General features: G+C 43.6%; 20 protein-coding genes. 6 read left to right on the plus strand and 14 right to left on the minus strand.

Annotated features, from left to right (window positions below; genetic code table 11):
* Nucleotides 1–146 precede the first annotated feature (146 nt).
* From MHM87_RS01145 to sdhC, 4 genes are read right to left on the minus strand one after another with little or no spacing between them, the layout of a single operon-like run.
* Complete coding sequence (locus MHM87_RS01145) at nucleotides 147–857, minus strand: succinate dehydrogenase iron-sulfur subunit (protein WP_012518362.1); 711 nt, start codon at nucleotides 855–857, stop codon at nucleotides 147–149.
* A 14-nt stretch (nucleotides 858–871) separates the two neighbouring features.
* Nucleotides 872–2,644: a succinate dehydrogenase flavoprotein subunit gene (gene sdhA / locus MHM87_RS01150; protein WP_014949447.1), complete on the minus strand. Its 1,773-nt coding sequence runs from the start codon at nucleotides 2,642–2,644 to the stop codon at nucleotides 872–874.
* Between the two features lies 1 nt (nucleotide 2,645).
* A complete protein-coding gene (gene sdhD / locus MHM87_RS01155; protein ID WP_014949446.1) occupies nucleotides 2,646–2,993 on the minus strand; it encodes a succinate dehydrogenase, hydrophobic membrane anchor protein in 348 nt (115 codons plus the stop codon).
* Entirely contained in the window at nucleotides 2,987–3,361 is a 375-nt protein-coding gene (gene sdhC / locus MHM87_RS01160) for a succinate dehydrogenase, cytochrome b556 subunit (RefSeq protein ID WP_014949445.1), read from the minus strand. Before sdhC ends, sdhD begins: the two co-directional genes overlap by 7 nt.
* A 704-nt stretch (nucleotides 3,362–4,065) precedes the next feature.
* Between sdhC and MHM87_RS01165 the strand changes: the two genes are divergently transcribed.
* Together MHM87_RS01165 and MHM87_RS01170 are read left to right on the plus strand one after the other, a co-directional pair.
* Nucleotides 4,066–5,343 carry a citrate synthase gene (locus MHM87_RS01165; RefSeq protein ID WP_014949444.1) on the plus strand — a complete coding sequence of 426 codons (1,278 nt, stop codon included), beginning with the start codon at nucleotides 4,066–4,068 and terminating at the stop codon, nucleotides 5,341–5,343.
* A gap of 99 nt (nucleotides 5,344–5,442) precedes the next feature.
* On the plus strand, nucleotides 5,443–5,865 hold the full coding sequence (locus MHM87_RS01170) for a DUF3429 domain-containing protein (RefSeq protein ID WP_014949443.1): 423 nt from the start codon (nucleotides 5,443–5,445) through the stop codon (nucleotides 5,863–5,865).
* Between the two features lie 515 nt (nucleotides 5,866–6,380).
* On the opposite strand, the gene MHM87_RS01175 is transcribed toward MHM87_RS01170, so the two are convergent.
* The 4 genes from MHM87_RS01175 to MHM87_RS01190 all read right to left on the minus strand — a co-directional run bounded on the left by MHM87_RS01175 (nucleotide 6,381) and on the right by MHM87_RS01190 (nucleotide 10,570).
* Complete coding sequence (locus MHM87_RS01175; protein ID WP_049587867.1) at nucleotides 6,381–7,841, minus strand: phosphomannomutase/phosphoglucomutase; 1,461 nt, start codon at nucleotides 7,839–7,841, stop codon at nucleotides 6,381–6,383.
* Nucleotides 7,842–8,035: 194 nt separating this feature from the next.
* A complete protein-coding gene (locus MHM87_RS01180; protein WP_049587865.1) occupies nucleotides 8,036–8,539 on the minus strand; it encodes a GNAT family protein in 504 nt (167 codons plus the stop codon).
* A gap of 115 nt (nucleotides 8,540–8,654) precedes the next feature.
* Complete coding sequence (locus MHM87_RS01185) at nucleotides 8,655–9,518, minus strand: pirin family protein (RefSeq protein WP_014979277.1); 864 nt, start codon at nucleotides 9,516–9,518, stop codon at nucleotides 8,655–8,657.
* Nucleotides 9,519–9,604: 86 nt separating this feature from the next.
* On the minus strand, nucleotides 9,605–10,570 hold the full coding sequence (locus tag MHM87_RS01190) for a glutathione S-transferase family protein (protein ID WP_239257550.1): 966 nt from the start codon (nucleotides 10,568–10,570) through the stop codon (nucleotides 9,605–9,607).
* Nucleotides 10,571–10,790: 220 nt separating this feature from the next.
* Between MHM87_RS01190 and tcdA the strand changes: the two genes are divergently transcribed.
* Nucleotides 10,791–11,567, plus strand: a complete 777-nt coding sequence (gene tcdA, locus MHM87_RS01195; protein WP_239257551.1) for a tRNA cyclic N6-threonylcarbamoyladenosine(37) synthase TcdA — start codon at nucleotides 10,791–10,793, stop codon at nucleotides 11,565–11,567.
* A 111-nt stretch (nucleotides 11,568–11,678) separates the two neighbouring features.
* Nucleotides 11,679–12,092, plus strand: coding sequence for a hypothetical protein (locus tag MHM87_RS01200; RefSeq protein WP_014949436.1), 414 nt, complete (start codon nucleotides 11,679–11,681; stop codon nucleotides 12,090–12,092).
* A gap of 90 nt (nucleotides 12,093–12,182) precedes the next feature.
* On the opposite strand, the gene MHM87_RS01205 is transcribed toward MHM87_RS01200, so the two are convergent.
* Nucleotides 12,183–12,653, minus strand: a complete 471-nt coding sequence (locus tag MHM87_RS01205) for a DUF2919 family protein (protein WP_239257552.1) — start codon at nucleotides 12,651–12,653, stop codon at nucleotides 12,183–12,185.
* Nucleotides 12,654–12,958: 305 nt separating this feature from the next.
* Here MHM87_RS01205 and rimO point away from each other — a divergent pair, with 305 nt between their 5' ends.
* Nucleotides 12,959–14,413: a 30S ribosomal protein S12 methylthiotransferase RimO gene (rimO, locus tag MHM87_RS01210; RefSeq protein ID WP_014949434.1), complete on the plus strand. Its 1,455-nt coding sequence runs from the start codon at nucleotides 12,959–12,961 to the stop codon at nucleotides 14,411–14,413.
* Between the two features lie 161 nt (nucleotides 14,414–14,574).
* Nucleotides 14,575–15,387, plus strand: coding sequence for a transporter substrate-binding domain-containing protein (locus MHM87_RS01215; protein WP_168533538.1), 813 nt, complete (start codon nucleotides 14,575–14,577; stop codon nucleotides 15,385–15,387).
* A gap of 158 nt (nucleotides 15,388–15,545) precedes the next feature.
* Here the strand turns inward: MHM87_RS01215 and MHM87_RS01220 are convergent, their stop codons facing one another.
* The 5 genes from MHM87_RS01220 to msbA all read right to left on the minus strand — a co-directional run bounded on the left by MHM87_RS01220 (nucleotide 15,546) and on the right by msbA (nucleotide 20,105).
* Entirely contained in the window at nucleotides 15,546–16,205 is a 660-nt protein-coding gene (locus MHM87_RS01220) for an SDR family oxidoreductase (protein ID WP_014949432.1), read from the minus strand.
* Between the two features lie 131 nt (nucleotides 16,206–16,336).
* Entirely contained in the window at nucleotides 16,337–17,086 is a 750-nt protein-coding gene (gene kdsB / locus MHM87_RS01225) for a 3-deoxy-manno-octulosonate cytidylyltransferase (protein ID WP_014976528.1), read from the minus strand.
* 42 nt (nucleotides 17,087–17,128) lie between these two features.
* A complete protein-coding gene (locus tag MHM87_RS01230; protein WP_014949430.1) occupies nucleotides 17,129–17,323 on the minus strand; it encodes a Trm112 family protein in 195 nt (64 codons plus the stop codon).
* Between the two features lie 5 nt (nucleotides 17,324–17,328).
* Nucleotides 17,329–18,360 carry a tetraacyldisaccharide 4'-kinase gene (gene lpxK, locus MHM87_RS01235; protein WP_239257553.1) on the minus strand — a complete coding sequence of 344 codons (1,032 nt, stop codon included), beginning with the start codon at nucleotides 18,358–18,360 and terminating at the stop codon, nucleotides 17,329–17,331.
* The gene (msbA, locus tag MHM87_RS01240; RefSeq protein ID WP_014976526.1) at nucleotides 18,357–20,105 is read right to left on the minus strand and encodes a lipid A export permease/ATP-binding protein MsbA; all 1,749 of its coding nucleotides are present in this window, start codon (nucleotides 20,103–20,105) and stop codon (nucleotides 18,357–18,359) included. Before msbA ends, lpxK begins: the two co-directional genes overlap by 4 nt.
* Nucleotides 20,106–20,212 lie beyond the last annotated feature (107 nt).

Here is a 20,212-nt window from a genome sequence, read left to right on the forward strand (position 1 = left end):
TAGTTAACAATCAAGATGTATTATAAGGTTATTCTCAGCATAACCAAGTGTTATAACAGCGAATATATAAAAAAATAGCCATCCTTTTGGGATGGCTATTTAGAGCATCACTATCTGTAACTTTAGGAAGTTATCAGAATATAGTACTAAACAGCCCGTTGTAAAAGCATAGACTTAATTTGGCCTATCGCTTTTGTAGGGTTTAAGCCCTTAGGACATACACTTACACAGTTCATGATACCGTGACAGCGGAATACGCTGAACGCATCATCAAGGTCGTTAAGACGCTCTTCAGTTGCCGTATCACGGCTATCGATAAGGAAACGATACGCGTGAAGTAGACCAGCAGGACCGATGAACTTATCAGGGTTCCACCAGAAAGATGGGCATGACGTTGAACAACATGCACATAGAATACACTCGTAAAGACCGTCAAGTTTCGCACGCTCTTCAGGTGACTGTAAGTGTTCACGCGCTGGCGGCTGCTTACTGTCGTTGATTAAGAACGGCTTAATCTTTTCGTACTGTGTGTAGAACTGCGTCATATCAACAACAAGGTCACGTACAACAGGTAGACCTGGAAGTGGACGAACTACTATTTTACCTTTGCCCAGTGCAGATAAAGGAGTGATACACGCAAGGCCATTTTTGCCGTTCATGTTCACACCGTCTGAACCACACACACCTTCACGGCAAGAGCGACGGAAAGAAAGCGTCGGATCTTGCTCTTTAAGTGCAAGTAGCGCGTCTAGCACCATCATGTCCTGACCTTCCTCTACTTCTAGAGTGTAGTCTTGCATGCGAGGCTTCGCATCTACTTCTGGGTTGTAACGATAAATCGAAAAAGTTAATTGCATGATCGTTGCCTCTCTTAATATGAACGCACTTTAGGCGGGAATGCTTCCCTAAGCTTAGGCGCCATATTCACTTCACGTTTGAGCATTTTATCAGTGTTCGGATCGTAGATGCTGTGGCATAACCAGTTATCGTCATCACGGTCCGGGAAGTCGAAGCGGCTGTGAGCACCACGGCTTTCCGTTCTGAAGTTCGCTGCTACTGCTGTGCTGTACGCGGTTTCCATTAGGTTATCAAGCTCTAAACATTCAATACGCTGGGTATTGAAGTCTGCGCTCTTGTCGTCAAGGCGTGCATGCTTAAGACGCTCGCGAATTTCGCTAAGCTCTTTAAGACCTTCCGCCATTGCTTCACCTTCACGGAATACTGAGAAGTTAAGCTGCATGCATTTCTGCAAGTCTTTCTTAATTTGTACTGGGTCTTCGCCCTTACCTTTCTCTGAATTTTCCCAACGGTTGAAACGCGTCATAGAGGCTTCAAGATCAGACTCTGATGCGTCGCGTGTTGGTGCCATTTCAGACAATGTCTTACCAAGGTGTAAACCAGTCGCGCGACCGAATACAACAAGGTCAAGAAGTGAGTTACCGCCAAGACGGTTCGCACCGTGTACAGATACACAGGCAATCTCACCACAGGCAAATAAACCGTTAACAACCTTGTCGTTACCGTTTTCATCAACCGTTAGACATTGGCCATCAACATTTGTAGGAATACCACCCATCATATAGTGACAAGTAGGAATTACTGGAATTGGCTCTTTCACTGGGTCAACGTGTGCAAACGTACGTGAAAGTTCAAGGATACCAGGTAGACGAGACTCAAGAACGTCTTTACCAAGGTGGTCAAGCTTAAGCTTAATGTGAGTACCCCATGGGCCTTCACAACCACGACCTTCACGAATTTCAGTCATCATTGAACGGGCAACAACGTCACGACCAGCAAGGTCTTTCGCGTTAGGCGCATAACGTTCCATGAAACGTTCGCCGTCTTTGTTTAGAAGGTAACCACCTTCACCACGACAACCTTCTGTTACCAATGTTCCTGCGCCAGCGATACCCGTTGGGTGGAACTGCCACATTTCCATATCTTGAACTGCAACGCCTGCACGAAGTGCCATACCAACACCGTCACCAGTATTGATGTGTGCGTTTGTAGTAGATGCGTAGATTCGACCTGCACCGCCTGTTGCTAATACAACAGCGCGAGACTTGAAGTAAACTACTTCACCAGATTCGATATCAATCGCGGTACAACCAACAACGTCTCCGTCTTGGTTCTTAACAAGGTCAAGTGCATACCACTCAGAGAAAACTTTTGTTTTGTTCTTTACGTTTTGCTGGTAAAGAAGGTGTAGAAGCGCGTGACCAGTACGGTCAGCTGCAGCTGCTGTACGAGCGCCCTGCTCGCCACCAAAGTTCTTAGACTGACCGCCAAAAGGACGCTGGTAGATTTTACCGTTTTCGAAACGAGAAAATGGTAGACCCATATTTTCCATTTCGATAATTGCTTCTGGACCAGTTTTACACATGTATTCGATAGCGTCTTGGTCACCGATATAATCAGAACCCTTAACGGTGTCATACATGTGCCATTCCCAATTGTCTTCGTGTGAATTACCAAGTGCTACAGTAATACCACCTTGAGCAGACACAGTATGAGAACGGGTTGGAAATACTTTTGATAACAGTGCACATGATTTACCAGACTGCGAAATCTGTAGTGCTGCGCGCATACCTGCACCGCCAGCACCAATTACTACTGCATCAAACTCGTGAACGGGTAAACTCATTTTACACTCCCCACAATACGAATAGGCCAACAGCTACATAGCCGAACGCGATGATATTTAAGATATATTGTAGTCCTGCGCGCAGACCTGCTGATTTAACATAGTCTGTAAGCACCTGCCAAAGGCCGATGCGCACGTGGATCATCACTGCTACTAGTGCTGCCAATGTGAAAACTTTCATAGCCAGGCCAGAGAACAACCCTCGCCATTCGATAAACGTTAGGTTATCGGTGGTAATAAAGAACCACGCCATGAAAACCGAGTACGCGAAAATAATTGCTGCTGTAGCGCGAAGTGAAACGTAGTCTTGTACGCCGTCACGCTTAATGCTTGCTTGGTTGGTTACCATAATGCAACTCCCAATACTACGGTCAGTACAACCCAAAGTGCGATTACTGCTTTTGCACTTGTGTTACCCGACTCTAATTCTTCCCAGTGACCTAAATCCATAACAACGTGTCTTAGGCCGCCTAGAATGTGATATGTCAGCGCTGAAGCTGTGCCAATTGCGACAAATTTTCCAAAGAAACCGTCCATGATTGCTTGTACGTCCGCGAAACCTTCAGGCGAATGAACAGAAACTGCCCATGCCCAGATAACAAAAAGTAGCGCGAAGAACATTGCAACACCGGTTACACGGTGGAGAATTGACGAAATAGCAGAGGGCGGAAATTTAATAGTATTGAGTTCTAAATTTACTGGTCTTTGCTTTTTCACAATGTATGCCTGTTTAATCCGTAGGGGATAATGAATTTCTTACCTTTATTATGTCCTGAGTAAGTGAATTCGATTTTTAACCTGTTAATTGCCTCATCCATTGAGTTGTTAACAATTTGTGAATTATTCTTTAATGCCTGTAACAGAATAATTATTCCATTTCCAAAGCACCGCTGAGTATATCCAGCGTAGTATATAATTACAATTTTTTGTGCCGTAGTAAGACTTTAGTCGCTATATACACTTTTAAGATAATTATTTTGAATAAAAAGAGATCAAAATTGAGCGCAACTCGTTTAAACGAGCGCAATTACAGTGTTAAGAAGTTTACCAGCAGCTAAATGGAATAACTATGCATAACAACGAGAAATTAAGCACTTTTAATCTGTATGCGTATTTATTCCTCATCAAAAGGTTACTTTTTAAACTAACCTGTTAATATATTTATCGTTCGGTGGTTTACCTTTATCGAAAAGCCATTGATAATTGCACCGTATCGGGCAAAGTGAAATCCCAACGAGTTAATTAATCGTTATCTGATTGCTAGTATTTTTTTAAGCAATTCGGAATATTTATTGTGCAAATATGCAATTAAATTGACTTGTTGGTGCATAATAAAGTACAAATACGCCCACTTTTCCCAACGAAGCGGATATTTTCGTCCGTTTTCGCTGCAAACAGAACCATTCTGAGGAGAGCATTTTATGGCAGATCAGAAAGCCATTCTTAAAGCCGGCGGTAAGGAAATCGAGCTTCCTATCTTGTCTGGCACCGAAGGACAAGATGTAATCGATGTCCGTACGTTAGGCCAGCACGGTTATTTCACGTACGACCCAGGTTTTATGGCGACAGGATCTTGCGAGTCTTCAATTACCTACATTGATGGCGCTCAAGGTGTATTATTACACCGCGGTTTCCCTATCGAAGAACTAGCGCGTGACGCAGACTACTTAGAAGTTTGTCACATGCTTCTTCACGGTGATGCACCAACAAAAGAACAGTACGAAGAATTTAAAGAGACAATTACTCGTCACACCATGGTACATGAACAAATTAACATGTTCTTCCACGGTTTCCGCAACGACGCCCACCCTATGGCAATGCTATGTGGTACTGTTGGCGCGATGTCTTCGTTCTACCACAGCGATTTAGACGTTTCTAATGAAGAACAGCGCATTCGCAGCGCGCACCGTCTAATTGCTAAAATGCCTACTCTTGTTGCTATGTGCTACAAGTACAATGTAGGTCAGCCGTTTGTTTATCCACGAAACGACTTAAGCTATGCAGCTAACTTCCTGAACATGATGTTCTCTGTACCGGCAGAAGAATATCAAATCAGCCCAGCTGTTGAGCGTGCGATGGACCGTATCTTTACGCTTCACGCAGACCACGAACAGAATGCTTCAACGTCTACCGTTCGTCTTGCCGGTTCTTCTGGTGCAAACCCATATGCATGTATTTCAGCTGGTGTTGCTTCACTTTGGGGTCCTGCTCATGGTGGTGCAAACGAAGCATGTCTGAACATGCTAGAAGAAATTGGCACAGTTGATCGTATTCCTGAGTTTATTGCACGCGCTAAAGACAAGAATGACCCATTCCGTCTTATGGGCTTCGGTCACCGTGTTTATAAGAACCACGATCCACGTGCAACAGTAATGCGTGAAAGCTGCCACGAAGTATTAAGCGAGCTTAATGTAAAAGATCCACTACTAGAAGTAGCGATGGAACTAGAAAAGATTGCGTTAAGTGACCCGTACTTCGCAGAGAAGAAACTGTTCCCGAACGTAGACTTCTATTCTGGTATCGTACTTAAAGCGATTGGTATTCCAACGAACATGTTTACGTGTATTTTTGCCCTGTCCCGTACAGTAGGTTGGATTTCACACTGGCATGAAATGATGAGCGACCCTAAACAAAAAATTGGTCGTCCTCGTCAGCTTTACACTGGTCATAACCAGCGTAAGTACACGCCAATTAAGTAGTAAATTAGTAAATACTGAACTAAGTATTACGCTTAATAGTAAAAATAGCGCCTTTAAGGCGCTATTTTTGTTTATACAAGATTACTTCAAGGAACAACAATGCCCTATTCAGCGGTTTTTCTAGGTATTGCCGGTCTCATTCCTTTTGTGGCTATGCCACTGGCTTATCAGCTTAACCTGTTATCGCTTACACAAAGCGCCGTTTACTTTGTCCAATACTCAGCCGTGCTATTATCTTTCTTTGGTGGTATCCATTGGTGGGACGCAATAAGTAATCAACGTTACGACAAGCAAATGCTAGTCGCTATGTTGCCGACCATAATTGGGTGGTTGTGTTTAGTGTTCTCTCACGACGTGAAGGTGTTTGGTGTTTTATCGCTAAGCTACGTCGCCGTACTTATTTACGACAAGTTTATCCTTAGTCTTCCTAAAGAGCAGATTGTAAGTTACATAAGCTTGCGGATGGGATTAACAAGTGTCGTTGTTATCTGTCACGCCTGGATGATTTACTTGCTCGTCTAACGTTGTTACTCACAGCTTAGCGTTAAAGGCATGACATTAGTTAATTGCAATAAAAGTAATAGAGGCAAAAGGCTGCAGTGATTAAGCGAGTGTCTAACTCAATCAAAGCGGTTACGCATAACCTTTATAAATAATTGATAAACAATGATTTAACAGGTATAAATCTCGAAAACAAAAAAGGCGATAATATCGCTATATTATCGCCTTCGCTTTTTACTTATCTAGGGCCTGTTGACCTTTGCTGTACATTTTTGCAGCGGTCTGTGTGCCATCTAGACAAGGCGGATGTTTGGCGGTTTAGTGGTTCTAAATCGAAAACATTCAACGCAGTATAGATGGCTCAAAGGCGCTGCCCGAAGGGGTCGTTATGGAAGCCTTTTACTCTTTGTCACAGTCCTTTAACTTAGCCCGCTAGGCTTGCAGGACTGTTTCGCGATTGAAAGGCTTCCACTTAGACCAAAATTCGTACACCAAAGGTCAACAGGCCCTAGCGTTAATAACGAAAAGTACCGTGATTATTCAGCGCGAATAAGTGAAAGTAGCTCTTCGGTTTTTTGTTCCATCAACGCAATGTCGCCTTTGCTTTCGACGTTTAAACGAATAACTGGCTCAGTATTCGATTTACGTAAATTAAAGCGCCATGTGCCAAACTCCAGACCCAAACCATCGGTAGTATCGATTACGCTGGCTAGTGGCTGATATTTACTTGTAACGCGTTCCAGCGCTGCGTCAGCATCTTTTAGTTTACTGTTAATTTCACCAGAAGATGGAAACGCTTCAATTCGCGCTTTTACCATACTCGCTAGTGTTTGCTTTTTCACACACACCAATTCGGCAATTAACAACCAAGGGATCATGCCTGAATCACAGTAGGCAAAATCTCTAAAGTAATGGTGAGCACTCATTTCACCGCCATAGACCGCATCTTCTTTGCGCATACGCTCCTTAATAAACGCATGGCCGGTTTTCGACTTAATAGGTGTACCACCTGCGTTCGCTACGATATCTTCTGTATTCCAGTATACGCGAGGGTCATAAATGATTTTACTGTCGGTGTTTTTCTCGATAAAGGCTTCAGCAAGCAAGCCAACGATATAATATCCTTCAATAAATTCACCATCAGCGTCAAACAAGAAGCAACGGTCGAAATCACCATCCCATGCAATGCCAAAATCAGCTCCCGACGCTTTAACAGCGTCAGCCGTGTCAGCACGGTTTTCAGGCAACAATGGATTGGGGATGCCGTTTGGAAATGTGCCATTAGCATTGTGATGTACTTTAACAAACTCTATCGGAACACCCTGCACTTTCATTTCTTTTTCAATAGCGTCTAGCGCGGGGCCTGCGGCACCATTACCTGCATTAACCACCACTTTTAACGGCGTAAAATTGCTCAAATTAACGTAAGAAAGCATGTGAGAAACATAGTCAGACATACACGATTTAACTGCATATTTATCGGTTTCAGAAAGCTTGTCTTCTTTTACATGGGCCGTACCGTTAAAAAACGCATCAGCATCAATCAACGCCCCCTCAGTGTAGTGTGCTAATCGCTCTGACACGAAGCTATCTTCTAGTGCTTCCGCTTTCTCTTTTATCGCGTTTAGGCCTGTGTCGCCACTAATTGGAACAGAGCCTGACTTCACCAGTTTCATACCGTTGTAATTAATGGGGTTATGACTTGCCGTTACTTCAATACCACCATCAACGCCAAGGTGTTTGGTAGCGAAATAAATTTCTTCTGTTCCTGCCATGCCAATATCGGTCACTGTTGCACCAGCATCGATTAGACCCGCGCTTAACGCTAATTTTAATGGTGTTGACGTAAGACGCACATCACTACCAACAACAACAGTTTTCGCACTTAATTCTTGCGCAAAAGCATAGCCAATTCGATACGCTACATCTTCAGTCAGTTGTGAGTTCAATTCGCCACGAATATCGTACGCTTTAAAGCAGGTAATTGGGGTTGCCATTTGGATCGAAATTCCCTGTGTTTTAACTATTTATGATTACATTATCGCTTTTTACAACAAAAAAGCGCATACGCCCCTTTGTTATTGTCGTAAAAGAGATTAGACATACTGATATTAAATCATTAGAGGGAGTGAATTACTAATTCAATTTGAACAGCGCAACGTTTTGCTCACGCTGTTTTCAATCGATGAGTTTAAAGCGCGAGTTCGAAGTAGATACTGTTATGGAAAGCGCCTTGATGACGATACTTTCGGCGAAAGCACAGCTTTGGACTAAAACCATTCTTGATAAGAACTTTTTCAGAAGCGGCGTTATTATCCATGACTTCAGCAGTGAGCAATTTTATGCCCATGCTTTTGGCCTCCTCAATTAAAAATGAGACGCAGTGAGAAGCAATGCCTTTTCCACAATCCTTCTCTGCAACTCGATAGCCGATTTCCGCCTTGTCGCCTGCTCTATTTTTGATGTTAGCACGCGCTACAATCTGGTTATTTCGTAGCTCATCAACAAGCACATAACCCCAAGCTCTTTTCTGCTGTTGTAAGTAAAGCAATTCGCTAATGTGGTAGCCAACGCCATCCAATGAATAAAACGCTGCCTCTCTTGGTGCTATAGACAATTCAAAATAGGCTTTGTTACTACGTTCAAATTCTAAAAGTGATAGCACGTGTTTTTCGGCGACGCTTTCAAAATGCATTGGCAGTGCTACTCCTTGCTGAACCTAACGAAAAGGTATTGATTAAAAGCCCAGTCTAATACCAGTCCGCATAGATAATTACCCATCGTCGAATCAAAACAGGCAAACCTTGTATCTACTTTGCTAATGAACCGCTTTGGTAATCGTTAAATGCCTGAACAATTTCCTGCTGAGTGTTCATTACAAAAGGCCCATATTGGACCACAGGCTCTTCAATAGGTTTACCTGAGACCACTATAAACTTACAACCCGTATCAGCGGATACAGATAGCTGCTTGCCACTTTGTGACAAAACACCCAGCTCTCCCTGCGACACAATTGTTTCTTTGCTAAGTTCGCCGCTATTAATGACCACGATTCCCTCGTACACATAAATAAAGGCAGCTTCATCCGAACCCAGTGCAATTTCCGAACTCCCGCTTCGTAGTGCAACGTCTAAAAAAGTAGGAGCAACCGCCGTTGTCTTCACAGGCCCTTTCACACCGTCAATTTCACCTGCTAACACTTTTATTACTGCATCTTGAATGTGTACTGTAGGCACACTATCTGGCTGTATGTCTTGATAGTTCGGCGCTGACATTTTCTCTACGGCCGGAAGATTCACCCACAGCTGAAAGCCTTGTAACAAGCCCTCCTCCTGCTCTGGCATTTCTTCATGTATTATGCCTCGACCCGCATTCATCCATTGAATGCCACCAGCATCAATAACCCCCTCATTGCCTACAGAGTCTTTATGGCGCATTTTTCCTGCAAGCATATAAGTAACTGTCTGAAAACCACGGTGAGGATGTGGTGGAAAACCAGCAATGTATTCACCTGGATTATCTGAACCAAAAAAATCCAACATTAAAAAGGGATCGAGGCGAGGTAGATCAGGTTGTCCGATAATACGAGTAAGCGACACGCCTGCACCATCACTTGTTGGCATACCTGTAACCACTTTCTCTATCGATTTTTGTTCACTCACTTCCACTGACATAATGTGTATCTACCTTAAATCTTAACCTTCACTATCTTTTACGAACTTCGCGTTTAGCTTTTTGTATTACTGACCATTTGGGTGCTTTAACGTCCTATTTTATCGCGACCGTGAGGCGACATAAGATCTTGCTCTGGCCCAACGGGGATTACCTGGGTTGGATTTATCATAGTATGGCTGTAGTAATAGTGCCTTTTGATATGGTCGAAGTTTACCGTTTCAGCAACACCCGGAACTTGATAAAGTTCTTTCATATAGCCGTAAATATTTGGATAGTCTGCAATTTGTTTTTTATTGCATTTAAAGTGCCCGTGATACACAGCGTCGAAGCGTATCAGCGTGGTAAATAAGCGCCAGTCAGCTTCTGTTATTTTGCTGCCAACCAAATAACGTTGTTTACTCAACCTTTCTTCAACCCTATCTAGCGCGCAGAACAATGCAGTTACTGCCTCTTCATAGGCCTCTTGCGTTGTAGCAAATCCAGCTTTATACACGCCATTATTTATGTCGTGATACACCATATTGTTGATGGCATCAATTTCTTCACGTTGGGCGTTAGGATAATAATCGTCTTCATTATTAGTCAGTGAATTAAACCCACTGTTAAAAATACGGATAATTTCAGCTGATTCATTATTAACGATAGTTTCTGTTCGTTTATCCCAAAGGATTGGAACAGTGACACGGGTGGTTATCTCAGGTTCTGCCTTAGTATAAATTTGATGCGCATAATCGAAGTTATAAAGCTTATCCCCCGTTGATCCTGGGTAATCTTTAAACTCCCAGCCTTGATCAAGCATCTCAGGGTGTACCACCGAAACATCAATATGCGCCTCCAATCCCTTTAACTTTCTAAATATGAGCGCTCTGTGGGCCCAAGGACAAGCTAACGAGACATAAAGATGATAGCGATCAGATTCAGCGGGAAACGTGGAACCATCTTCGTTACTGACTTTGTCACGAAATTTAGATGCTTGGCGCTCAAATTTCCCACCATTTTTGCTGGTGTCGTACCACTTATCTTGCCATTTTCCATCAATGAGTAAGCCCATATGCCTGCCCCTTTTTATTACTTCATTAAACAATGAATTCATTTAAACATGTATTGGGTAGAACGTATGTCGCTTAAAATCGGATTTATTATTCGAAAAAACTGGAGTGTATTGATCTTTAGTGTCCACTTTTGAGATGATGCGCGCCCTGCTAGCGTGCTTGCACGTTTTTGTGTAAACACACGCCTTTGAGTTAGTTTATTTTTAAGTGAAGTGAAACATGTCTGATGATCCACGTTTAGGCGGTATTGTGCGTTTATATGGCGCACAGCAAACTAATAATTTAGCCAACAGTCATGTGGCTGTAGTCGGTATTGGCGGTGTGGGAAGTTGGACTGCAGAAGCACTAGCTCGTTCGGGCATTGGTACTATAACCCTTATTGATTTAGACGATGTTTGCGTAACTAATACAAATCGCCAAATTCACGCGCTTTCTAATACCATAGGAGAAGCAAAGGTCGACGCCGTTGCATCGAGAATTCACTTGATAAATCCTGCTTGCAAAGTGAAATGTATTGAGGATTTTGTCACCCCAGACAATACGGCCACACTTTTAACCAAAGAAATGCACGCTGTGGTCGATGCCACCGACAGTATTCGCGCTAAAGCGGCGATGATAGCTCACTGTAAACGCAATAAAATTCACATTGTTACGGTTGGCGGCGCGGGCGGTCAAATAGACCCAACTCAAGTCACTAAAGGCGATTTAGCTAAAACAACACAAGACCCCCTAGCAGCTAAGCTACGCAGTGAGCTTAGACGTAACTATAATTTTAGTAAAAATCCAAAACGCCGCTTTGGCGTTGAGTGTATCTATTCAACAGAGCAATTGCGCTACCCACAACCTGACGGCTCGGTTTGTTACAACAAATCTGCAATGGAAGGTGGTACTCGACTAGACTGTGCAGGCGGCTTTGGTGCTGTGGTCACGGTAACCGCCACCTTTGGTATGTTTGCCGCTGCAAGTGTAATAAATAGATTAACTGGACAAAAATAGACTTTAGCCGATAACTTGCGCACAATAGTCAAAAACTTATAACACCTTGTCTTAACGACTTTTTAAGCGTTAGCTTGTTATACCAAAAGTATCGGTGAGAAGGAGAACAACATGTCACCTGATGAACTCAATAAATTAATGGCAGATTGCGCGAAGGACGCTGTGGTAACAGCAGCTGATGAGTTCGATATTGTACTCGACCACTCACCCGCTAGCGTAGCACTGGTGGACGACATTTTACTTAGTTTCGTAGATAAATATCACGATTTAGCGTTAGAAGATGAAGCAGTGTTCACCATCTGTAATATCTTTGGCGCTTACGTTGGAGAAATTTTAAAAGCGCAGCTAGATGGTGAATGGATTTACGATCAGTCAAATCCTAAAGCACCTGCCGTTTTTCTTCAGGTTGGTGAAAATACCTATGCCTTAGCGGGTATTTGCTATGAACGTCTGGTTAACGACAGTCAAATCAGCGTATTTGCCTACTATGAACAGGCGTTGGGGAACCACTTACGCAGCCACTAACGTTCTGACAGATTTTGCACTCAGTTTTACGTCTGTTCAATTGAGTGCATTTAATATATTTCCGATAAAGATGTTTTTGGAGAATGAGGTTCAGGGGTTAGGTGTTTCCCAATCCTCTACCATCCACTTTAAATGACGACTTTTTGAAATTGCGTACAAGGCTATACTGTAAAAAACGATTTTTACACCCGTAATAGTTTCAAACCCCCAGTGATGATGCATAGCGTAGTAAAGCTGAACACTTAACAATGCCAACACCCCCAATTGAGCCAGCGGAATAACCCATCGGCACCATGCTAAAAAGCCTTTTTTCCATAAGCGATCTCGTTGACTAACCAAAGATAACGCAATTAACACCGGTAAACTTGCCGCTAACCCCAACCCTAACGTTTCTTTTTGTGGGTAAAAGAACGTAAGTAACTCACTAGTTTGAGTGCGGGAAGCCAGAGAAAAGACGAACGCGAGCCAGTCAATGCATAGAAGTATAAACACGCTGTAAAGCCAACGGGGAGGTAGAATTCGCCCTGACTCATCATAAAAAGTTAGCGGTAATTTAAGCATGCATTCACTTCTATTTTATTAATTTGAACCCTAAAGCGCATTCAACTCTGATATGTTTACTTTCAAGAAGTGATAAATGTGGGGGTGAGTAAGGTGTTTTTAAACCTTGTTCGTGCCGCTTTTACAATGAAACCCGTGGCCGTTTACACTTGTTTTCACGTTTAGTGCCTAAATTACGGCTGTACTGTGAGAATGCGTCAATAATTTATATCTTGGTCGCTAATTATATATACTGCGTACAAGCGTGTTTTCCTGTATAATCCGCGGCCATTTTAAGCTCAGTCATTTTCCAGGTGATATTTTAGATGACAGTAGAAACGTTTAATCCAAACAAAGTAGTAAATAAAACCACCACGCTAGAAACGCCAGTGAAGGTATTAAGTGACAACAAACCTTCGCAACAAAGCAATGGCAGCAGAATTGGTTTTGTTAGCTTAGGTTGCCCTAAGAACTTAGTTGATTCAGAGCGTATTCTTACTCAACTTCGCACCGAAGGTTATGACGTAGTCCCTACCTACAACGATGCCGACTTGGTTATCGTTAACACCTGTGGATTCATTGACGCGGCGGTAGAAGAGTCATTAGACACTATAGGCGAAGCACTTAAAGAAAACGGCAAAGTTATCGTTACCGGGTGTTTAGGTGTTAAAGAAGACGAAATTAGAGAGCTTCATCCGAATGTACTGGCTATCACGGGGCCTCATGCCTACGAAACGGTAGTTGAGCAAGTACACGATCATCTTCCAAAACCCCAGCACAATCCGTTTGAAGACCTTATTCCTGATCACGGCGTTAAATTAACGCCTCGTCATTATGCTTACTTGAAGATTTCAGAAGGCTGTAACCACCGTTGCACGTTCTGTATCATTCCTTCTATGCGTGGCGACCTTGTCAGCCGCCCAGTGGGTAACGTACTCGATGAAGCTAAGCGTTTGAAAGATGCTGGTGTTAAAGAGCTATTGGTTATTTCACAAGACACTAGCGCCTATGGTGTTGATGTTAAGCATAGAACGGGCTTTTGGAACGGCATGCCGGTTAAAGCACACATGCAACAGTTGTGTGAAAAGCTGGGCGAAATGGGCATTTGGGTCCGATTACATTACGTGTACCCTTACCCGCATGTGGATGACCTAATTCCACTAATGAACGAAGGTAAAATCCTTCCTTACTTGGATATTCCGTTTCAACACGCCAACAAACGTATTCTTAAGTTAATGAAACGCCCAGGTAGTGCTGAGCGCGTGCTAGAGCGCGTTAAAAAGTGGCGCGAACAGTGCCCATCATTAGTCATTCGTTCGACATTCATCGTCGGCTTTCCGGGCGAAACGGAAGAAGAGTTTGAAGAGTTATTGGACTTCCTTCGCGAAGCGCAGCTTGATCGTGTTGGTGCATTCGCCTATTCCCCTGTTGAAGGTGCAAGAGCAAATGACCTCCCTGACCCAGTGCCAGAAGAAGTGAAACAAGCTCGCCTTGCACGGTTTATGGAAGTACAGGGCGAAATAAGCGCAGCGCGACTTCAAGCGAGAATCGGTAACGAATATCAAGTTGTTATCGACAGCGTTGATGCGGAAGGTGCCGTCGGCCGTACCTATGCAGACGCACCGGAAGTTGATGGTCTGGTTCATTTAAACGGTGTTTATGACGTAAAACCTGGCGATCGTGTATGGGCTGAAGTTATTCACGCTAACGAACACGACGTATGGGCAGTATTGTCTGAAGACCAAGACGAAGAAGACGAAGGCGCTGATCCCGCGCTGTAACTTTCGATTAACTGCAGTCTAAACTCGAAAGTCATCTATTCGTTATTTTTGTAACCCTATCGGCTAATTGCCAGTCGATAGGGTTTTATGTATAACAGACCCTATACATAATTAAACAAGTAAAACTATCAATGCCATCTTCTGTGGTACGTGAATAAAATATGGCAATGTTACCCTACTCCAAACTGAAACACTCTTCCCGCCACATCTTGTCATTTGGCATAGTGCTCATTTTGACTTTCGTATTCAACCCTCGTGCACTCGCCAGTACAGAGTGCAAGACTTTACACACCGCGGGAGCACAACAGTGGTTTCCCTACGCATTTAACGAGTTTGAAGGAAGGTTGAAAGCTACGGGGATAGCATTTGACGTTTTAACCCTGCTAGCACGGGATTTAGGTGTCGCACTAAAGATAGAAACCGGGCTCCCCTGGAAACGAATAGAATCCAAACTCGACGCGGGCGAGCTTGATATTTTGGCGGGAAACTATTGGAACGAAGCTCGTAGTCGAAAATGGCTTATCACCGCACCGTTTGCAGCAGAAGAGGTTTACGTTGTGCTCTCTCCTTCGCTTTCTCAAACGCGAGGTACCGATCTTTCGCTTAACGCACTCGCGCAATATATTGGTGTGATGCCTCGAGGAATAAGCTTAGGTGAAAAATTCGATAGCATTAAATCAAACTTGAATATTATCGAAGTTAAAAACCACGACAAAATGTATGAAATGATGCGTCGACATCGTGCTGATTACGCAGTTTCACCACAAAGCGCAGCACTAAGCCACTTGAACGACCCAGAAAATGATGGCATGCGAATAAGCCAGTCACCTATATCTTCAAACAATGTACATTTTGCTATCTCCGCCAAATCTAAGTGCGCATCACTATTTCCAGAGTTTAACCAAGCCCTTAGCGGTCGTTTAAAAGACGGGTCTATTAAGCAAATCATTGATACGTATGATTTAACGCGCTAAAGCTAGGGCGCATTGGAATCATGTAGTTAAGAACACGTGTAGTTAAGGACACGTGCAATTAAAGACAGGTGTAGTTTAAAAGTAAAAGAGCGCTTTTCGTAAGCGCTCTCTTGGTGTGATGCATTATTGATTGAGTTTGTGGCAAGCCAACATTAAACCTACCAAGGCAACTCGTCACCATTTGAATGGATGAAGCGACCTGCGTTAGATACATTTAGCTCATCTATGCGTTGTGACAAACGCTCAGCACAGGTATCAGCATCAATATCTCCCGCTCCATTCACCATTTCTGTTTGAACGAATCCAGGATGGAAAATACCTACTGCAATTCCCTTGGGTTTCAGATCATTCGCCATGGACACTCCCGCCGCGTTTAGTGCGGCTTTGGACATTCGGTAGCCATAGTAGCCGCCTGACCCATTGTCTGCCATTGAACCCATGCGACTGGTAATCATGGCAATTTTACCGTCTTTTGCCATTGCCGGTAATAGTGTTTGAGTAACTAACAATGGACCTAATGCATTAACCCTAAATTGATAGTCGATGGTATTTGGATCCCAATCGTCAATACTCTCGCGTCCGAGCACTCCGGCATTATTAATGAGCAAATCGATGTTAACGTCCATTAAAGGTGCAAGCTTTTCAGCCAACATTTCTGGTTGGGATACGTCCACACCTTTGATGATTGTCACACCAGCACTGTTTAGCTCGTCGCAACTGTTTCGACAGGTAGCATAAACTTTCGCACCACGTGCTTTATATTGCTTGGTGAGCGCAAGGCCTATGCCTCTGTTGCCACCGGTAATAACTACGTTCATAACGGTTCCCTTGTTACTATGTGTATGCGTTTAAAAGGTTTCACTCACCTTTTACAAGAACTGGCTGTTTAGATAAAGCTTGTTGCTAATTTACTACAAAGCGTCAGCCCTATTTCAGCACTCATTTCTTATTAACTTATAGTCTTTAAAAGACGTTCTAGATCTTCCGGGGTATCAATTCCAACTGGCGGTGGCGCTATCGCCACCTCACAGTGAATCTTATCGCCATACCATATGGCTCGAAGCTGTTCTAAGGATTCAATTTGCTCCAGAGAGCTAGGCGCATAGGCAACATATTGCTTAACGTATTCAGCACGATAGGCATAAATACCTATATGGCGTTTGTACAGCGACGTATTTGCAGATTGCGGGTTTGCCATCATGTGATCGCGTTCAAAAGGAATAGGAGAACGTGAAAAATAGATAGACTCACCCTTTTCGTTTACCAACACCTTAACGATATTGGGGTTAAACACATCCTCAACACGTTCAATAGGCGTAGATAACGTAGCCATCTGGCACTGGGGCGCATTGGCAAGATTATCTGCAACCTGCCTGATGTTTTCAGCGGGAATAAATGGCTCATCCCCCTGTACGTTAACCACAATAGTAGAACTCGCAATGCCTTCTTTTTCGATAACCTCGGCAATGCGCTCTGTTCCAGATTGGTGGTTGACAGACGTCATGCATACTTGAGCAAAACCAAGCACAACGTTTTGAATACGTTCATCGTCCGTGGCAACAATGACGTTATCGGCTCCAGCTTCTTTAGCACGTTCAACCACATGTTGAATCATCGGCTTTCCGTCAATAAGCGCTAAGGGTTTGCCAGGAAACCGACTTGAGCCGTATCGAGCAGGGATCACAACTGTAAATGACATAACTTTATTTCGCCCTTATTTACCACTTAGTTTAACGTTTTATTACCGTGTTGCGTCAACATCGTCTAACGACAATGCTGTTGCTTTACTTTCGATAAGTACAGGGATGCCATCTTTTATATCGAAAGCCAATCTATCAAATCGACACACTAACTGGGTGCTATCATCACTTAGAACTAATTTTCCCTTACACACTGGGCAAGCCAAAACTTCTAAAAGCTTTTTATCAAAGGCCATTGTTATTATTCCTGTCCGTCTTGGTTGATCTTTAAACCTGCCTTGGCAAGTTTCACATTTACTAAATTAAAAAAGTCTGGCGCTAAATGCGCGGTAACAGGTAAAAACCAGCAGTCGTTATGAGCAAAAGGTGCAGCTTTAACGGCGTCTTTTTCTGTCATTAACACTCTGCCATTCGGTATGTCTGACCGTGTGATCGCATGGTGATCCGCCAGCGGTGTAGCCGAAGAAAGCTGGATACCCATTTCTTTAAGCTGAGAGAAAAAACGCTGAGGTGAACCTATTCCAGCAATTGCGCTGCACGGCACTTTATGTATCTCTTCAAGGGGACTGGTTCTTACTCTGTTTGAAACAGAGGTGAAGTCCCCTGCTACTAAGGTCATTAAATATTGAGGCGCTACAGCATGGCTAAATGTCGGCATCGAACGGCTATTATGTATTAGCGCATCAACGGTACCAAGGCGCCATTGTCCTTCGCGAAGGGGCCCCATTGGCAGCAAATAACCACTGCCTACTTTTCTGTCGTCCATCACTACAATTTCAACGTCGCGATGAAGCGCGTAATGTTGAAGACCGTCATCACAAATAATTAAATCACAGTGTAATTCGTCACTTAAGTACGCGGCTCCACGTGCGCGGACTGGATCGATAACAACGTCGCACTGGCTTCTAATGGCCAGTAAACGAGGTTCGTCACCCACTTCAGACGCATCATCTTCGCCTTTCACTAATCGCGGGTATTCTGATGATTTAGCGCCATAACCACGACTTAAAATACCGACCTTTATGCCCTGCTTCTGGTAATAATCGGCTAAAGCTAATACGACTGGCGTTTTTCCGTTGCCGCCCACTGATATGTTGCCAACGACAATCACGGGAGCGTTAGCCGTAAAGGCCTTTTTGAATCCAATTTTAAAAAGTAACCGGCGAATTGCGGAAATAAAGTAGAACAGCAGCGCAAATGGTGAGAGCAGCCACACTAAAGGATGGCCGAAATACCATTTATCGTGCTTGGTTTTGCTTTGTGATTGACTCACTTAGTCTCACCAAATTGCAACGCGTGCAGTTGCGCGTAATGACCACCTTTTTCAAGCAATTCGTTGTGTTTACCTTTTTCAATAATGCGCCCCTGCTCCACTACCATAATGCAATCTGCGTTTTCGATGGTAGACAAACGGTGCGCCACAACAATGCTGGTGCATCGTTTTTGCAGCGTTTCTAATGCGTCTTGGATCAAACGCTCAGACTCTGTATCAAGGGCAGATGTCGCTTCATCCAGAATAAGTATGGGCGCTTCGGCAAGTATTGCCCTTGCAATGGCAATACGCTGACGCTGGCCGCCCGAAAGCATCAAGCCGTTTTCACCAATTACCGTATCTAGTCCTTCAGGTAAGTTCGATAAGAACTCTTCAACATGCGCCATTTTTGCCGCATTCTCGATGTCTTTGCGAGATACATTTTGGCGCGCACCATAAGCAATATTGTTAGCTATGGTATCGTTAAATAGCGTAACGTTTTGCGATACCACGGCGAACTGCGCCCGCAGATCTTTAAGATCAATATCGTTGAGCGCCGTGTCATCCAAGCGAATTTCACCTTCTTGCGGTACATAAAAGCGTGTAAGCAGCGACGAGATAGTCGATTTACCACTTCCCGAGCGCCCTACCAAAGCAATCGACTGCCCAGGGTTTGCGATAAAGCTCACATTAGATAACGCGGGCGTCTGTTTTCCTGGATAAGAGAATGTAACGTCGTCAAATTCAATTTTTCCTGTTGCGCGCTCTACTTTGGTTTTCCCTTTATCTTCTTCGTCTGCTTCATCAAGAATTTCAAAAATACTGGCGCAGGCTGCCATACCTTTTTGAAATTGGTTATTAATGGTAGTGAGCTGTTTAAGAGGTTTAAGCAGCATCACCATACAAAAGACCACATTAATAAATACGCCTGCTGTAAGCTTTTCAAGCATACCGGGCGTGCTGGCAATAAACAGAACGACTGCAAGGGCAATTGACGCTATTACCTGTATTGAAGACACACTCAAAATAGAGGTGACATTCAGCTTCATTGACTGTTGACGGTTGTGATTGTTTTTCTGCTCGAAACGCTTTTGCTCTATTTCTTGACCGCCAAACATGATCACAACTTTGTGACCTTTCACCGCTTGCTCTACCGACGATGTTAGGTTGCCCATTGATTGTTGAATGTTTTTACTTACAACGCGAAAACGCTTACTGACGATAGAAACAATCACCGCCACAATTGGGCCAATTAAAAGAAATATGAGCGAAAGCTGCCATGAGTAATAGAACATGACACACAGCAAACCGATGACCAGTGCGCCTTCCCTCACCAATGTTAGCAGCGCCTTACCAGATGCATTAGCCACTTGCTCTGTGTCGTAGGTGACTTTACTGATAAGCCCGCCAACTGCATGATTATCGTGAAATGCCACTGGAAGATGAATGTATTTTTCAAACAACTGCTGGCGCATGCGCATTACCACCTGAGCACCAATCCAGCTTAGCGTGTAACTACCTAAAAAGTTGAAAACACCCCGTAACAAAAAGAGCGGCACAATCGCATATGCGGCTAGACGTAGATAGTCATGATCGTTTTTCCCCAGTGATTCGTCAATCATTGGCTGAAGCTGGGAAAATACGAAGGTATCTACCGCGGAATAACCAATCATACCAATGATGGCAAAAACGAAAGGCACTTTATACGCTTTAAGGTACTGTAAAAAGCGCTTAATTTGATAATCCGAGTTGTCGGCTTGTTGCATGTAGTTTTTTTAACCTGTTTGAAACGTTAACAAAAACGCGTTGAAAGTATTGTACTCGTTCTCGCTCTAATTCACTAATATAGCGGCAAAATTGGTTAGTCTGCCAA

It is taken from the genome of Alteromonas sp. Cnat3-28, assembly GCF_022348265.1.
Lineage (GTDB): Bacteria > Pseudomonadota > Gammaproteobacteria > Enterobacterales > Alteromonadaceae > Alteromonas > Alteromonas macleodii.

Excerpts from the sequence above, each read along its gene's own strand:
- MHM87_RS01145 (WP_012518362.1), bottom strand. The coding sequence starts at position 857 with ATGCAATTAACTTTTTCGATTTATCGTTACAACCCAGAAGTAGATGCG.
- MHM87_RS01190 (WP_239257550.1), bottom strand. The coding sequence starts at position 10,570 with ATGGGCTTACTCATTGATGGAAAATGGCAAGATAAGTGGTACGACACC.
- kdsB (WP_014976528.1), bottom strand. The coding sequence starts at position 17,086 with ATGTCATTTACAGTTGTGATCCCTGCTCGATACGGCTCAAGTCGGTTT.
- rimO (WP_014949434.1), top strand. The coding sequence starts at position 12,959 with ATGACAGTAGAAACGTTTAATCCAAACAAAGTAGTAAATAAAACCACC.
- MHM87_RS01170 (WP_014949443.1), top strand. The coding sequence starts at position 5,443 with ATGCCCTATTCAGCGGTTTTTCTAGGTATTGCCGGTCTCATTCCTTTT.
- MHM87_RS01215 (WP_168533538.1), top strand. The coding sequence starts at position 14,575 with ATGGCAATGTTACCCTACTCCAAACTGAAACACTCTTCCCGCCACATC.
- sdhD (WP_014949446.1), bottom strand. The coding sequence starts at position 2,993 with ATGGTAACCAACCAAGCAAGCATTAAGCGTGACGGCGTACAAGACTAC.
- MHM87_RS01185 (WP_014979277.1), bottom strand. The coding sequence starts at position 9,518 with ATGTCAGTGGAAGTGAGTGAACAAAAATCGATAGAGAAAGTGGTTACA.
- sdhA (WP_014949447.1), bottom strand. The coding sequence starts at position 2,644 with ATGAGTTTACCCGTTCACGAGTTTGATGCAGTAGTAATTGGTGCTGGC.
- MHM87_RS01165 (WP_014949444.1), top strand. The coding sequence starts at position 4,066 with ATGGCAGATCAGAAAGCCATTCTTAAAGCCGGCGGTAAGGAAATCGAG.
- MHM87_RS01200 (WP_014949436.1), top strand. The coding sequence starts at position 11,679 with ATGTCACCTGATGAACTCAATAAATTAATGGCAGATTGCGCGAAGGAC.
- MHM87_RS01175 (WP_049587867.1), bottom strand. The coding sequence starts at position 7,841 with ATGGCAACCCCAATTACCTGCTTTAAAGCGTACGATATTCGTGGCGAA.
- MHM87_RS01230 (WP_014949430.1), bottom strand. The coding sequence starts at position 17,323 with ATGGCCTTTGATAAAAAGCTTTTAGAAGTTTTGGCTTGCCCAGTGTGT.
- MHM87_RS01205 (WP_239257552.1), bottom strand. The coding sequence starts at position 12,653 with ATGCTTAAATTACCGCTAACTTTTTATGATGAGTCAGGGCGAATTCTA.
- MHM87_RS01220 (WP_014949432.1), bottom strand. The coding sequence starts at position 16,205 with ATGAACGTAGTTATTACCGGTGGCAACAGAGGCATAGGCCTTGCGCTC.
- tcdA (WP_239257551.1), top strand. The coding sequence starts at position 10,791 with ATGTCTGATGATCCACGTTTAGGCGGTATTGTGCGTTTATATGGCGCA.
- msbA (WP_014976526.1), bottom strand. The coding sequence starts at position 20,105 with ATGCAACAAGCCGACAACTCGGATTATCAAATTAAGCGCTTTTTACAG.
- MHM87_RS01180 (WP_049587865.1), bottom strand. The coding sequence starts at position 8,539 with ATGCATTTTGAAAGCGTCGCCGAAAAACACGTGCTATCACTTTTAGAA.